12 protein-coding genes are annotated in these 14,240 nt (G+C 47.2%); 2 read left to right on the top strand and 10 right to left on the bottom strand.

Annotated elements, in window-relative coordinates; translation table 11 throughout:
* Positions 1-159 precede the first annotated feature (159 nt).
* Positions 160-1,854, bottom strand: a complete 1,695-nt coding sequence (locus MHB43_RS03600) for a nitrogen regulation protein NR(II) (RefSeq protein WP_405131350.1) — start codon at positions 1,852-1,854, stop codon at positions 160-162.
* A gap of 195 nt (positions 1,855-2,049) precedes the next feature.
* Between MHB43_RS03600 and MHB43_RS03595 the strand changes: the two genes are divergently transcribed.
* On the top strand, positions 2,050-3,318 hold the full coding sequence (locus tag MHB43_RS03595) for an NAD(P)/FAD-dependent oxidoreductase (protein WP_405131349.1): 1,269 nt from the start codon (positions 2,050-2,052) through the stop codon (positions 3,316-3,318).
* 364 nt (positions 3,319-3,682) lie between these two features.
* Here the strand turns inward: MHB43_RS03595 and MHB43_RS03590 are convergent, their stop codons facing one another.
* The 8 genes from MHB43_RS03590 to MHB43_RS03555 all read right to left on the bottom strand — a co-directional run bounded on the left by MHB43_RS03590 (position 3,683) and on the right by MHB43_RS03555 (position 11,530).
* Positions 3,683-4,066, bottom strand: coding sequence for a hypothetical protein (locus MHB43_RS03590; protein WP_405131348.1), 384 nt, complete (start codon positions 4,064-4,066; stop codon positions 3,683-3,685).
* A gap of 112 nt (positions 4,067-4,178) precedes the next feature.
* Complete coding sequence (locus MHB43_RS03585; protein ID WP_405131347.1) at positions 4,179-5,426, bottom strand: ABC transporter permease; 1,248 nt, start codon at positions 5,424-5,426, stop codon at positions 4,179-4,181.
* Between the two features lie 21 nt (positions 5,427-5,447).
* Positions 5,448-6,179 carry an ABC transporter ATP-binding protein gene (locus tag MHB43_RS03580; RefSeq protein WP_405131346.1) on the bottom strand — a complete coding sequence of 244 codons (732 nt, stop codon included), beginning with the start codon at positions 6,177-6,179 and terminating at the stop codon, positions 5,448-5,450.
* Positions 6,180-6,339: 160 nt separating this feature from the next.
* The gene (locus MHB43_RS03575; protein ID WP_339181704.1) at positions 6,340-6,747 is read right to left on the bottom strand and encodes a type II toxin-antitoxin system death-on-curing family toxin; all 408 of its coding nucleotides are present in this window, start codon (positions 6,745-6,747) and stop codon (positions 6,340-6,342) included.
* On the bottom strand, positions 6,744-7,007 hold the full coding sequence (locus tag MHB43_RS03570) for an AbrB family transcriptional regulator (RefSeq protein WP_339181702.1): 264 nt from the start codon (positions 7,005-7,007) through the stop codon (positions 6,744-6,746). The genes MHB43_RS03575 and MHB43_RS03570 overlap by 4 nt, the downstream gene beginning before the upstream one ends.
* 151 nt (positions 7,008-7,158) lie before the next feature.
* The gene (locus MHB43_RS03565; protein ID WP_405131345.1) at positions 7,159-8,589 is read right to left on the bottom strand and encodes a hypothetical protein; all 1,431 of its coding nucleotides are present in this window, start codon (positions 8,587-8,589) and stop codon (positions 7,159-7,161) included.
* A gap of 49 nt (positions 8,590-8,638) precedes the next feature.
* Positions 8,639-9,991 (bottom strand): hypothetical protein, encoded by a 1,353-nt coding sequence (locus MHB43_RS03560; RefSeq protein ID WP_405131344.1) that lies wholly within the window; start codon positions 9,989-9,991, stop codon positions 8,639-8,641.
* Between the two features lie 207 nt (positions 9,992-10,198).
* Positions 10,199-11,530, bottom strand: coding sequence for an MFS transporter (locus MHB43_RS03555; protein ID WP_405131343.1), 1,332 nt, complete (start codon positions 11,528-11,530; stop codon positions 10,199-10,201).
* 347 nt (positions 11,531-11,877) lie between these two features.
* Between MHB43_RS03555 and MHB43_RS03550 the strand changes: the two genes are divergently transcribed.
* Positions 11,878-12,339: a MarR family winged helix-turn-helix transcriptional regulator gene (locus tag MHB43_RS03550; protein WP_017690799.1), complete on the top strand. Its 462-nt coding sequence runs from the start codon at positions 11,878-11,880 to the stop codon at positions 12,337-12,339.
* Between the two features lie 339 nt (positions 12,340-12,678).
* Here MHB43_RS03550 and MHB43_RS03545 read toward each other — a convergent pair whose 3' ends face one another.
* Positions 12,679-14,184 (bottom strand): MDR family MFS transporter, encoded by a 1,506-nt coding sequence (locus tag MHB43_RS03545; RefSeq protein WP_405132384.1) that lies wholly within the window; start codon positions 14,182-14,184, stop codon positions 12,679-12,681.
* Between the last annotated feature and the right edge of the window lie 56 nt (positions 14,185-14,240).

Genomic DNA, 14,240 nt, shown 5'->3' with positions numbered 1-14,240 from the left:
TCCAAAACAACGTTACATTCATATCGAACATTATGGATGTAATGATGTGCTATTCCTATTATACATCCATAAGCAATGAAAGCAAGATTCAGAAACCGCCTGCGGAAAGGCTTCTTCCATAATATTATGTCTCAATGTCTGGCAAAATATGCTGAATGACTAACGTTCAAATGCCACTTTGAAGGTCGTGCCCTGTCCTTCCTCCGATTCCACAGTAATGGTTCCATTATGTCGTTCCACAATACTTAGGCACATGGACAATCCAAGTCCGGTTCCCTTGGCTTTTGTGGTATAGAAAGGTTCAAACAGCTTTTCCTTCTTCACTCTGGGTAGACCAGGCCCTGTGTCACGTACACACAGTTCCACTTTGTCATCGACTATCCGCGTCTCCAGCGTAAGCACGCCCTTCTCATTCATGGCTTCCATCCCGTTACGGGCCAGATTGAGTACCACCTGTTTGATTTCCTTTGGATTGAGGTGCAACTTCGGTACATTATGGTCCAGCATGAGTTCAATACTCTGACCACGCAGATTCGCATCGGCCCACAACAATGGACTGAGTTCATGAATGATATCATGCAGCTGGGATTCCTCTTTTTCCGCAATCCGATCCTGGGCCAGCGATAGAAAATCATTAATGATACTATTCGCCCGGTCCAGCTCTTCCAGAACGATCCGGTAATAGTGATCGAGGGAATCAGGACTCTTTTCCTGCATGAGTTGAAGAAAACCACGCACAACCGCCATTGGATTACGCACTTCATGCGTAATGCTTGCAGCCATCTGCCCCACCAGACTGAGACGATCCACATTATCCAGTTCACTTCGCAACATCTCAAGCTCCGTGATATCCTGAATGATCAGCATGGCTCCTGTAACTTCACTCGCAGACTCTGTTGAAAAGGCATAAATCGGTACGGTTCGGGACTGAAATACGTGTGCACCGTAACGAACGGTCAACCCACTAATCTCACCATGAACGATGGCTCTGCGAATGCTTTTATCCATCTTGTCCGCCTGACCTTGTTCAACAAATTGACTGGCAGGCTGTCCAATGAGATCAGGCGTGGACGTACATGGTAGCTGCTCCCTTGCGGTTTGCTCCATCATCTCATTGACAAATATCACTGTGCCTTGTTTATCTACGGTGGCAATGGAGAGAGGCACTGCGTTCAGAATCTGATGAAGTTTCTCCGTTTCGGCTATGTATCGATGGTGGACTTCCGAGAGATGCTGCTCCAGCCCGCGATAGTGCTTCATCCGTTCCAGCCATAGCAGACTCAGACTACCCGCAACAATGGCTCCAGTGGTATACCCAAGTGCTGTAAGTATTATGTAGGTCGCAGAGTACGTGGATTCATTCTGGAGGGATGCGATCCATAACAAACTCGTTACAACCAGTTCCATTGTAATCAGGATGATGAGGATCGTCATTTTGCGCGAAGGTGTATTATGCTTGAATCGTTTGGCAGACAACCATACAATAGGATAGAGAAGAATACCCGTATGAAGGAGAAATCCGTACAGATCATAGGAATGCGCAAAAAGGAAATAGAAGAGAATATGTAGTATGGACAGCGTTAAGCCTATAACGGACTTACAATACAAAATAACAAGTATTACAGGTACGATGCTTAGTGATATGGGTACAGCCAATGGACTCCCGTGAAGCGCGAACAGCAAACACAATAGCATACTCGCGACACTCGTCACAGCAAAAACGGTCTGCATCATTCCGGCATGTTCCAGCTTGGCCACAGCCCGCTTGGAGAGCCCCAGATGGAATAAGGGAATCAGGTATACCGCCGACCCCGCCAGCAGTACTTGTAAAAGAATGTCCTTTAACGCAACCACAATGCCATCTCCTCCTCTGCCTGCACATTCCCTCATGTATTTCTGATTAAAACATAGGCGACAGTATATTACAATATATCCCTTGAGACTCCATAATAGAACTACTCATAACTCCATTATATTTCAGAAAAAGCCAGGAGTAGACACGGTTTATGTAAAACAGACAAAATCAATGAAAAAAGAGGGTAATAACATATGTATGATGTCATTGTAATTGGTGGTGGATCTGCGGGCCTGATGGCTTGCGTTGCTGCTGCCGAGCATGGAGCCTCCGTGCTTCTGCTGGATAAAGGGGATCAACTGGGTCGTAAACTTGGCATCTCTGGCGGAGGTCGATGCAATGTAACCAATGCCAAGGAAACGGATGAACTCATCCGACATATTCCGGGTAATGGACGCTTTTTATATAGTTCGTTTCAGAATCTGGACAACCAGGGAATCATGCGTTTCTTCGAAAATCTCGGAATTGCCCTGAAAGAAGAAGACAACGGCAGAATGTTCCCTGTAACCGATAAAGCGAAAACAGTCGTGGATGCGCTGGTAGGAAAGATTGTTTCCCTCGGCGTTGAGATTCGCACCAAAGAACCGGTCAAGGAAATTATTCAGAACGGTCAGCAGGTACAGGGTGTTAAATTGATATCAGGTAAAACCATTCTTGGGCGCTCTGTCATCATCGCTACCGGCGGCAAATCCGTACCCCAAACCGGATCAACCGGAGACGGTTATCCCTGGGCTGAGGCTGCGGGTCACACCATTACAGAGTTATATCCAACCGAAGTGCCCATTGTGTCTGGGGAGAGTTGGATTCAATCCAAAGAACTGCAAGGTTTGTCTTTGAGGGATATCGCTCTATCCGTAGTGGATGCCAAAGGAAAAACGGTCATCTCCCATCGCGGGGATATGATCTTCACGCATTTTGGAGTATCCGGACCCGTCGCACTGCGTTGCAGCCAATTTCTCCGCAAGGTTCAGATGAAGACTGGAAACCCACAGGTCATTATGAGCATTGATCTGTTCCCAGAGCTGTCCTTGGGTGCATTGGAAGCACAGGTGCAACAGGTATTGGAACAAGAATCCCGCAAGGCTGTCAAAAACATTTTAAAAACATGGGTTCCTGAACGCATGATTCCCTTAATGATGAAACGGGCAGAGATCAGCGATGACCTTACGTTCCACCATTTTCCCAAAGGTATGTTAAGCGACTTGTGTGGGCTAATGAAAGCTTTTACCTTCCGTGCAGACGGAACGAGATCGCTCAAAGAAGCCTTTGTTACTGGGGGAGGAATCCACTTAAAGGAGATATACCCAAAAACAATGGAATCCAAGCTGCTGCCTGGACTATTCTTCTGCGGCGAAGTTTTGGATATTCACGGCTACACCGGAGGGTATAATATCACTGCTGCTTTCTCCACGGGATATACGGCTGGCATGCATGCGGCTGAATATAGACACGTTACATCATAATAGAGGTTGTTCAAAAAGTCCGCTTTTGATTACGAATCATGCCTAATGGCATCATCAGCATCGAATATGAAATTCAGCCGAAATAGGTTGATGCTTACGAAGTATGATTCCTTCAGAAACATTTTATTTGCTCACGTAGTTTTCCTACGCTCCGCTACTCCATTTCTATCTTCATTCCATCTTCTCGGTACTGAAAACCGAACTTTTTGAACTCTCACTACTAGGTATTACACACTTAAACCGTATTATGAATTAGCTCAGATGCCAAAAACCCCGATATCCACTATCTGTGGACGATCGGGGTTTTTGGGCATTGTTCCATTTTAAAAAAATTGGCTCGAACTGCTCTTAGCTTGTGATACTTCTATGCTTTCACACTGCCTGAGAATCCATCAGCCGAATCATCGTATGTCGGGTCATCGCTATAGTTATGTCTGCCTTGCTCCGTCTGGCTTCCCTGGTTTCCGTTTGCATAACCCTCATTCCAGTCTTCATTCACGAGATGAGCCGGAATTGATATATTCTGAAACTGATCCAGTTCTTCCGTTTGCGCGGCAAATACGGCACTTCCTCCATGAGATTGTACAATCTCTACGGCAGACTGAGGATCTTGGCGATCTGTAGGGATGTACAATTCCAGCGGGCCGGACTGATATGGCTTATATCCCAATTCCTCCAAAGTTGCCCTGGCGGCATTCAACGCTGAACCGTCTGAAAAATGCACCTGTAGTTCGCTATTATCCATCATCGTCTCTTCCTCCTTGCTACAGCTAATCTCTCATCATCCATAGATGAGGTTCTTCTTCTATAGCATGGGCAGATATAGCGTACGATATGCTCTGACTTAGAAAGGAATTCCTTTAGGCCCGGGTCAGCCGAACCCATCCGGCAATAGATAGGACGCAGAGTCCGAAAGCCACCGCACCTGCAGCTGTCAGAATACCGACGATCCAGCCGAGCCAGGCCAATCCCAGCGTGAATCCCATAAGAATACCAATCGGGATGAACAACATCCGAACCATCATTGAACCCGCAAGATGCAGCGCATCCGAGTCATACGTTATAAGCTGAACATAGTCCGACGTTGCAAAAACATCCCATGAACGATAAAACATCACCGTCAACATGATGATTAATAACGCACACACGATGATATTGACCGGAAAAGGTGGCAATGCAACAGCTGCGATGGATAGTCCTCCAAGCTGCAGATACAATTTCATCGTGGCCGAGTTCCGGAAAAATGCCTTGAATGCAATCTCCGCTGTCCGATTCGCGATAGAACGATTGCGTAACAGTTTACGCGGTTTGCGGAAGATGATGGATCGTGTTCGTGGGGCTTTCGGCTTGCTCACCGCCCGACTTAACATTAGAGCTGTAAGTTGCAGCCTGCTCCGCAGATCCTCCCGCACATCCCCTTCAAACGTTCCCTTCATCAACAGCCTCATCTGTTCAACTGTAATTAGAAGAAGCATGATAATTACGATTCCAAAACTGATTTTCCACGTCTGTCCATGCATCCATGATGTCGCATGAATGGTCATGTAACCCATGCCAATGACGAGAGGGATCATCTGAATCCAGCGCCGCCATCCTGTATGTCGGACCTTTGTCATATGTAGTGTTATGGCTTGGAATGAAGCTACTGCACCAAACCAGACAGCCATAAGTGCAATCTGGAGATTCGACATCTCATAGACACGGGACCATAGGGGAGCAGTCAGCGCTGTAATCAGGATCATTTTGCCCAGATGTTGCAGACAGGACCGGTAGAGTCCTTGCCTCATTAACGTGCGCATCCACAACGGCCTTGATTTCAGAAACAATACATCCGCTTCCTCCACAAATATCAACACACCACCGGTAAGCATAACGACGTCAATCAGCCCAGTCAGTACGGGGAGCGGTAATCCTGTCGCCCATGCAGGCAGTGGTTTGGTCCACAGACTCGTGTACCATCCAAACAGATAGAGCAGACCCGGAACAAGCAAATATACCCATACGGTCCAATCCACGACGAGTCTGAGATTTTTCATCTGTTCCCTGAAATGTTCTTTGCGTCTTCGTCTGTATAAACGAAGTGGGGTATAACGCTGGGAAGTCTCCATTCTCTCTCACCCTCTCTCTATCTAAGACGTCAGTACATCAAAACAGTCAAACAAAGAGGCTTCCGGCAATCCTGCGGCTTCACGGATCTCATCCAATGTTCCCTCGGCAGCAGATCTGCCCGAAGCAATCAGAATAAACCGGTCGCAGATTCGTTCAGCGGTATCCAGTACATGCGTAGACATAAGCACACCCGCGCCGCGGCAACGTTCATCATCAAGTAATTTTAGAAAATCCTTGGTTGCACGAGGGTCCAGTCCGATGAACGGCTCGTCCACAATATAGATATCCGGCGAAGACAGAAATCCGATCATCAACATCATTTTCTGGCGCATGCCCTTTGAGAAACTGGCTGGAAGATCATTCCGAACATGGTCCATACCGAAACGAACCAACAGTTCCTCCGCTCGGGCAACAAAAGCTTCTTCCTCCATTTCATACGCCGCTGCGGCCAGATCAAGATGTTCCCATAGGGTCATATATTCATAAAAAACCGGTTGCTCCGGAATATAGGCATAACGACCATCTCCCCCAATCGTCACTTCATAGTTCGCATGTTCCAGCAGACCAAGCAGCGTTTTGATTGTGGTACTTTTGCCCGCACCATTTGGTCCGATAATACCTACCAGCTCTCCTCGCCCCACATTCATTCGAATATTGCGTATGGTTGATTGTCCCGGCTCGTATCCTGCCTCTGTAATATGTACGTCCAATATGGACTCCTGTACGGCTGTACTGTTATATTCCGTTCCCATATCATTCACTCCCTGTTCTGATCAGGCGTTTATTTCACTCTTTATGTTTTATTGTAATCGAGTTGTGGGCTGTTTGTTTGATCATTCTGAGCATTTCTATATAGATGGCAAATAAACAAAGCAATAAATCATAGTAATGTATGATTTATTGCTTTGCTTATTATTCTTCATTTTCAGTAACACAGTATGTACGAATAATTGAGACTAATTGTTCAAATGTGAACTTGTGGTTCACCATATCAACAGTAAAGTCCTCAGCAAAAGTTTGATCCATCTTAAGATACACATTGTTATAACGTAGAAAGATTACCAATGCGGTAAAAGCCGTTCTTTTATTAGCATTATGGAAAGGATGGTTTTGACCCAAAGATTGAAAGATCGCAGCAGATTTTTCATATATAGATGGGTAGGCTTCATTACCAAAAGCTGATGATTGTGCTCTTACAACCGCAGATTCAAGCAGACCAGAATCTTTAACTCCAATCTGCTCTCCAGGACTGTAACGCTTAATCATAGCGACGTTGATCGCAATAACCTCTTGAATACTCAAATACCGGGTCATGCTCATCTATCCTTGAGACCTTTCAGGGTTTGATCATATTCACCCATCACATCAGCCAATGTATCCATAAAATCACTACTGATTCCGTTAGGCAAATTTACTTTTGCAGACTTTTTAATAATAATCTCCCCGTTGGACTGATTTACCTCGATTTGAACCATATCGCCTTGCTCAAGACCAACTTGTTTGAATGCATCTGTCATTGTTAATCCAAGGCTATTACCGAATTTCGTTACTTTTCGTTCCATCTCACTCACCCTATTCATTCATTACTCCCCCTTAGTTATACTATTCAACTGTTATAACAATTATACTAAAACTTTTATCCATTTGCATATTATTTCTAATTGTGAAATGCAAAAAAGAAGCAGGGGTTCCGGAGTCCCTGCTTCTTCATATTACAGTGAAAATCTCATATTACCGATTTGTCTCCACCACAGATGTAGTTTCACTCTCTGCATCCGCATCCACGTTCAGATCTAGATCCAGTGCGCCACGGCTTTCGCTCGCATAGCTGCTGTTTACGTTACGCTCGCTGTCTTTAACGCTGTTATTGCGTTCGGATTGAGCCATTGTTGCACTCTCTCCTTCGGCCTTCGCGTTCAGACCCAGATCCAGTGCGCCGCGGCTTTCGCTCGCGTAGCTACTGTTCACGTTACGTTCACCGTCTTTCACGCTGTTAGTGCGTTCGGATTGAGCCATTGTTGCTCTCTCTCCTTCGGCATTCACGTTCAGACCCAGATCCAGTGCGCCACGACTTTCGCTCGCGTAGCTACTGTTCACGGTACGCTCGCTGTCTTTCACGCTGTTAGTGCGTTCAGATTGAGCCATCGTTGCACTCTCTCCTTCGGCATTCACGTTCAGACCCAGATCCAGTGCGCCACGACTTTCGCTCGCGTAGCTACTGTTCACGTTACGCTCACTGTCTTTCACGCTGTTAGTACGTTCGGATTGAGCCATTGTTGCACTCTTTCCTTCGGCTTTCGCGTTCAGACCCAGATCCAATGCGCCACGGCTTTCGTTTGCGTAGTTGCTGTTCACAGTACGCTCGCTGTCTTTCACGCTGTTGTTGCGTTCGGATTGAGCCATCGTTGCACTCTCTCCTTCGGCTTTCGCGTTCAGACCCAGATCCAATGCGCCACGGCTTTCGTTTGCGTAGTTGCTGTTCACGGTACGCTCACGATCATTAACGCTGTTAGTGCGTTCGGATTGAGCCATCGTTGCACTCTCCCCTTCGGCATTTACGTTCAGACCCAGATCCAGTGCGCCGCGGCTTTCGCTCACGTAGCTACTGTTCGTGTTACGCTCACCGTCTTTCACGCTGTTAGTGCGTTCGGATTGAGCCATCGTTGCACTCTCCCCTTCGGCATTTACGTTCAGACCGAGACCCAGCGCTCCACGACTTTCACTCTCATAGCTGCTGTTTACGTTCCGATCATCGCCGCCTCGTGAATAGTCGCTCATCGTTGTACCTTCTCCCAACACATTGGCATTCAGGCCAAGGCCCAGCTTGCCAGAATTACTACGCTCAACTGTGTGGTCGGAAGAACGATCATTGTAACGGTTCATACTCTCGGAAGATAAGCCGGCGTTAAGGCCAAGATCCAGATTCAATGCTCCAGTTGCACTGGATGAACCTCCGTAACTACCATAGTTCTCGTGACCTGTGTCACGGTGTCCTGACAGAAGAGATCCCAGCTCCAGGCGCAAACCTGCATTTAGATCCAGATTACCACTGCTGTTATTGCTATAGCTATCTGCGTAAGTTGCCTGCGAAGCCCCCAGCAATCCAGCCACCAACGTACCCGACAATACCGACAATTTTACCCAACGATTCACTTTTTTCATGATGATATACACTCCTTCTCAATTTTGGTTGAATTAACGCCATTGTTGCCTAAGAGAAAGAGGTATATTGCGGCGGCCGCCCAGGCGGTGCCTGTGACCATTGACTGAATCCATCGAGCCGCTCCATTCGGAAGGCATAATCGTAATCTGGCGTAACCAGACCCGTTGCTGCTCCCGGAAGTGCAGCGGCTGGAGCGGTTGCTCCACCTCCAGTTACACCCGACGAACCGGAGCTTGTCCCTGCGGAAGCATTAGCTGCTCCGGGAGAAGTTGCTGCAAAAGACCAACTGGTTGGTCGTTCTGTGCGAGGCTGCAATGGAGATGATGTTGCATCAGCATCATCTTGTTTCTGATCGACTTTCTGGTTACTCTGCACTTGTTCAGTGACAGCTGGTTCAGCAGATGTCTGATCTACGAGGAATAACTCGTTATCTGGCAAACCTGCATTAACATCGGAATCCTGCGTCAGATCAGTTCCTTCCACAGGCAATGCCTGCGGGACAGCAGGTTGTTCTGGACTTACTTCTGGTTCCGTGGTGACCTCCACCACTTTGCCCGTAACCTGTACTGCGTCCTGTCCTTCCTCGTTGTTCTGTGGTGAAACAGGATCTGCAAGTGCACTCGTATTGGAAGTTTCAACATTCGGTGTTTTGACAACCGTCGGCTTTTCCGGAGTGACTACAGGCGGTTCCGGCTTCACACTTGGAATATCCACCTTTTCCTGATCAGGATTGAGTTCAGCGGACACGTCTACAACTGGAACTTCTTCTCTCACAGAAGGAAGCTGGACATTTCTCTTACTCAGATCCACTCGGGATGAAGAGATATTGATGGAAGTAACCTCAGGCACATCCACCTTAACCGAAGGTAATTCAACCTTGCCCTGCCGAAGGTCTGTTTTCACAGCAGACGTCTCTGCCTTGATCACCTCGGGTACCTCTGCGGTAACACCAGGCAAGGAAGCAGTACCTTCGTTGAGGTTCACCTGACTGCTTGATACATCGGCTTTGATCACCGGTGTATCCGCCTGTACAGACGGCAGTTCGACGGTTCCCTTCTTCGCATCAATCCCAATCTCTGATGTTCCGGCCGATCCAAGCGGTGTATCTACTTTCAGCTCAGATACACTCAGCTTACCTGTCGATTCATTCGCTTTGATCGACGGAACTTCAACATTCAGTAGTGGTGTGGATACCGATACCGACGGAGTCAGGTTCAACCCGCCATCCGAATCACGTGAAAACAAATTCAGCGACAATCCGCTGGACGGTTTATCCGAAGATACCTGAGCATCATCCGCATACACTTGTGACGTTCCAAACCCCAGCATCAAAGTCCCGGCGAGTATAACCAGTGGTATGCTTCCCAGACGTACAATCGATTTTGGTAACTTTACATTCAAGTTGCTTCACCCCCTTTCCGCAAATGCGTTGGTGGGACAAGGCATATGAGTTTTCCCCTAGGAATAATTAGAATACAGGGATTTCTGCCTGTTCCTCATTAAACGTGAAGGCGTTTACTCAAACGCTTTTTAATCAAAAACTTAAAATTTGAAGTAAATTCAAACCTTCATTTCAACTGTTCTAACCTGAGCAGATCCGGCCTGTTTTTAGTCGCCTGCAATCATTGTTTTGGCTGCAATGGAACCATTCAGATCGGCTTTTTCCCCATTATGTTTCATCAAATAAATCAAACCAAGCAGGGTCATCAAAATGCCTGAACAGACAAAAGCCGGCACTACACCAAATGAGGTGACCATAAATCCGCCTACCACCGGGCCCATAATATTACTGGCAGTCATCACGCTGCCTACCGTTCCAAATACCCTGCCTGTCATCGCCTCAGGTGTCTGTTCCTGCAACAGGATCTGAAAGGGTACAATCGCAAACCCAATTCCGACACCTGCCAGGGCAAAGAGGGATACTAACAACAGATTGGCACCTAGCCCGGCGTGCGGCCAAACCCCAACAATAACTCCGGCTCCGCCGATAACCAGACCCATGAGTATGGTACCCAGACCCATTTTCAAAATATGCCCTGCATGCTTCCACTTCCGTACACTCATCGCTGCAATTAATGTACCTACACCACTTGCTGCCACGCACCATCCCAGTAGATCACTTGAAATTCCGGGAAGTTGTCTGAATAACACCACAGTCTGTGAATCGGCAAATTGCAGAAAAAGTATGGCTGAAGCAAGCAAAATCAGAGACGTTCCTACGTGAGGGAGAGATGCGAGCATGCGAATGCCCTCCTGTGTTTCCTTCCAAAAAGAGCCTTTTGAGCGGTTACGAACACCCCCAGCTGTCTCTTCCTCTACTTCTGTTACGTTATGAATTGCAGATTGGATCACCCGAGTTCCAGGAATCCACAATAAAATGATGCCGGAGATCAAAAAAGACGCTGAATCGATAACAAAACACCAGGTGATGCCAAAAGCGGCTACCAGCAGTCCACCAAGCGCTGGACCAATAATTTTGGACATCTGTTCAATGATCGAGCTGATGGATACAGCTTGCGCAAGTTGTTCGTGAGGTACAATCTCCTTCAGCTTTCCGTTTTTGGCCGGAGAGAACATGACATCGAACAGGGATTTGAGGACCAGCAGTATGTAGATGTGCCAGATCTGGTCAGCAAAAATTAACGCACCCACGATGATGATCCGTGCACCATCGGCTACAATCATCAGCCATTTTCGGTTCAGGCGATCTGCAAGCGTGCCTGCGAATGGCCCTGTTAACAGAATGGGTATTGCTGCGGAAAGTGTGACAAATGTAATCTCCCATGGCGTTGCATTCCAGCGGATACCCACGAGGGTCAGTATTGCGAGCAGATGCAGCCAATCCCCCAGATTGGAAATGGCCTGTGCCACCATCAATGTTACAAAAGATCGGTTATTCTTCAGTGGTCGTTGTCCTTCAAACGTTAAATCACTTGTCATCCTTCTTCTCCTCCATTATCTCCCAATTCATAGTATGAACTCATTATATAGAGCAGCCCTTGACTCGACCTCCTGCCAGAGGCGGAGAAAAAGCGACATCTGAAGGATGATTTTTCAGCATGATGAATGATCAAATTTTAAATGCTAAAAATGCAAATCTTGTGACATATCGCATGTTTTTCGTAGAAATAGAAGCTTACAATTAAACCATGGCGACAACCTGAATCGTCAAACATAACTAACCAACTTATATAAGTTGAAATACTCTTTTACATGAACAGCATAACGGAGAGGACCCCTCTTCATCATTTCAACTTATAAAACTAATCTGAAAAGGCGGGATCAGCATGCTGGAATTACAAGAAATCGGAACCGAACGTTCACTTCATCTGTACCGCACCTTGGCCCAGACATTCAAGAGCGTGAATGAACACGCTGTATCCGGAAGCAAAGTGCATGGCTTCAACCCCACCGCATACGGGGTGCTCGAAGTGTTATATATGAAAGGAGCTCAGCCGATTCAACAGGTTGGCGCACAACTTCTGCTGCAAAGTGGTAATGTGACCTATGTGATCGATAAGCTGGAGCAAAAAGGATTGTTACACCGCAAACATTGTCCGCAAGACAGACGTATCATCTTTGTGGAATTGACCGAAGAAGGACAGCGCACCATGGATGACATCTATCCAGGCTATGCGTTGAAGATTGATCGGGCTGTAAGTGGACTAAGTGAGGAAGACAAGGAATTGCTGTCCGAACTCTTGGGAAGGCTTGCACATTCCGCAGACCGTTTATCAGCAAGCAGCTAGATCGTATCCTCAAATCTGCCGAAAGCCATAACGTAACTGAATGTTCTGGAGCAGATATGAAGCGGGAGCGCTAACGAACCTGTGACGTCTTATTCAGGGGTTTGAAGTACTTGGAGCATTTTATGACACACGCTATCTTTGAATAAACAGCCTTTTACAACGTGTTTTCAGGTGATTTCGGGAAATAACGTGTCTCATGTTCCTTACAGGAGCAGTAGGTCAAATAAGATATCACTTGCCTGAGTTGGAAGATGCACTCTAGTCCACTGCACATGTGCCAACAAAAAAAACCGGATTTGCCTGACATCGGCGAATTCGGTTTTTCGTATACATCCACTTTTACTTTGAGCCTTGTGGCTGCGGTGGAGCATCTGCATCTTCGGGTACAATTAAACGTTTGCGTAGAGCAAGCGTCGTTACCCACGAGACCAGTGCAATGACAAACATAATGACAAACAGGGAATGCAGGCTTCCTTCCAGCACGTTACGCAGCAATGCCCATTTATCATCCGATAGCGCTGCATCCGTATGTGGTGCGAGCAGTTCATTCAGATCATTCTCCGATATTCCAGCCTCAGCCAGATTCTGTTCACTGGATAACGTGGAGATGCGGTAGTTCAACCAGGTACCAAAAGCCGCTGCACCAATCGTCTGTCCCAATGTACGCATGAACGTATGCAGTGCGGTAGAGGAGCCACGCTCCTTATACCCTACAGAAGACTGCGCAATAATGGTGAAGATCGTAAACGCAAATCCGAAGCCGAGACCATATATAAAGGTCAATATAAATAGCACAACCTGCGGAGATGTCCCGCCCACCAGAAAGAGTCCACCCGATCCAATCGCAATACCAGTTAACCCAATCAATGCGGTCATACGTGATCCAATTTTCATTAACAGACGGCCTGCCATCACACTACCAATGAGCCAACCCACCGACATCGGCGCGAGCAGCAGCCCGGATTCCGTCGCATTACCTCCCCGAACCCCCTGCACCCAGAGCGGCAAATAACTGGTCAGGCCGATCATCAAAGTACTGGTCAGCAGTCCGGCGATATTCGCCACACGGATGTCCCGAATTCGGAACAAATGTAGTGGAACCATTGGGGCCTGAGCTCTTTTTTCCACCACGAAAAATAAAATGATAAACAGAGCGGCGACCACACTCAGCACAACAATCAACGGAGAACTCCAGGCATAATACTGCCCACCCGCCGACAGGACGAACAACAACGCGGTAATACCCACCGTGAAGGTCAGTGCACCGACATAATCAATTTTGGCCGTACGCGGAGAGATATCTTCCTTCAGATAACGAAATACAAACCACATCGCAAGCAGACCAAACGGCACATTAAAACCAAAGATCCACTGCCAGCCGAGATTATCAACAAAATAACCGCCAAGCAGCGGTCCAGCCAGAGAGGAAATACCCCACACGGAGCTAATCCAACCCTGGATTTTGCCACGTTCTTCAATGGCGTAGATGTCCCCAATAATCGTAAATGTAACAGGAACTACCGCACCCGCACCGATCCCTTGAATGGCACGAAAAATAATTAATTGCTCCATGTTCTGCGACAGACAGCACAAGAGTGAACCCAGTAAAAATAAGGCACAGCCAATCAGAAATACAGGCTTTCGTCCATACAAGTCACTGATTTTGCCGAAAATGGGCGTACTCACAGCCATCGTTAACAGGTATGCGGTGAAAATCCAGCTCAGCAGCTGTACACTCCCCAGCTCACTTACAATGGTCGGTCCTGCTGGACCAATTACGGTGCCTTCAATCGCTGACAGAAATGTCGCGAGCAACAGCCCGGTTAAAATGAAACTGCGCTTCAAACCTCCAGTTGCATTCACACAAACCCTTCTCTCTTTGTTCTCTATATAATTGGTAC

Origin of the sequence: Paenibacillus sp. FSL H8-0317 (assembly GCF_045040685.1) — a bacterium.
In the GTDB taxonomy this organism is placed as follows: domain Bacteria; phylum Bacillota; class Bacilli; order Paenibacillales; family Paenibacillaceae; genus Paenibacillus.
Note: the sequence above shows the minus strand (reverse complement) of the source record. Positions and strands in the feature narration are given on the sequence as shown.

Coding starts and splice junctions, on each gene's coding strand:
- MHB43_RS03595 (WP_405131349.1), top strand. CDS start 2,050: ATGTATGATGTCATTGTAATTGGTGGTGGATCTGCGGGCCTGATGGCT.
- MHB43_RS03590 (WP_405131348.1), bottom strand. CDS start 4,066: ATGATGGATAATAGCGAACTACAGGTGCATTTTTCAGACGGTTCAGCG.
- MHB43_RS03585 (WP_405131347.1), bottom strand. CDS start 5,426: ATGGAGACTTCCCAGCGTTATACCCCACTTCGTTTATACAGACGAAGA.
- MHB43_RS03580 (WP_405131346.1), bottom strand. CDS start 6,179: ATGGGAACGGAATATAACAGTACAGCCGTACAGGAGTCCATATTGGAC.
- MHB43_RS03575 (WP_339181704.1), bottom strand. CDS start 6,747: ATGAGCATGACCCGGTATTTGAGTATTCAAGAGGTTATTGCGATCAAC.
- MHB43_RS03570 (WP_339181702.1), bottom strand. CDS start 7,007: ATGAATAGGGTGAGTGAGATGGAACGAAAAGTAACGAAATTCGGTAAT.
- MHB43_RS03565 (WP_405131345.1), bottom strand. CDS start 8,589: ATGAAAAAAGTGAATCGTTGGGTAAAATTGTCGGTATTGTCGGGTACG.
- MHB43_RS03555 (WP_405131343.1), bottom strand. CDS start 11,530: ATGACAAGTGATTTAACGTTTGAAGGACAACGACCACTGAAGAATAAC.
- MHB43_RS03550 (WP_017690799.1), top strand. CDS start 11,878: ATGCTGGAATTACAAGAAATCGGAACCGAACGTTCACTTCATCTGTAC.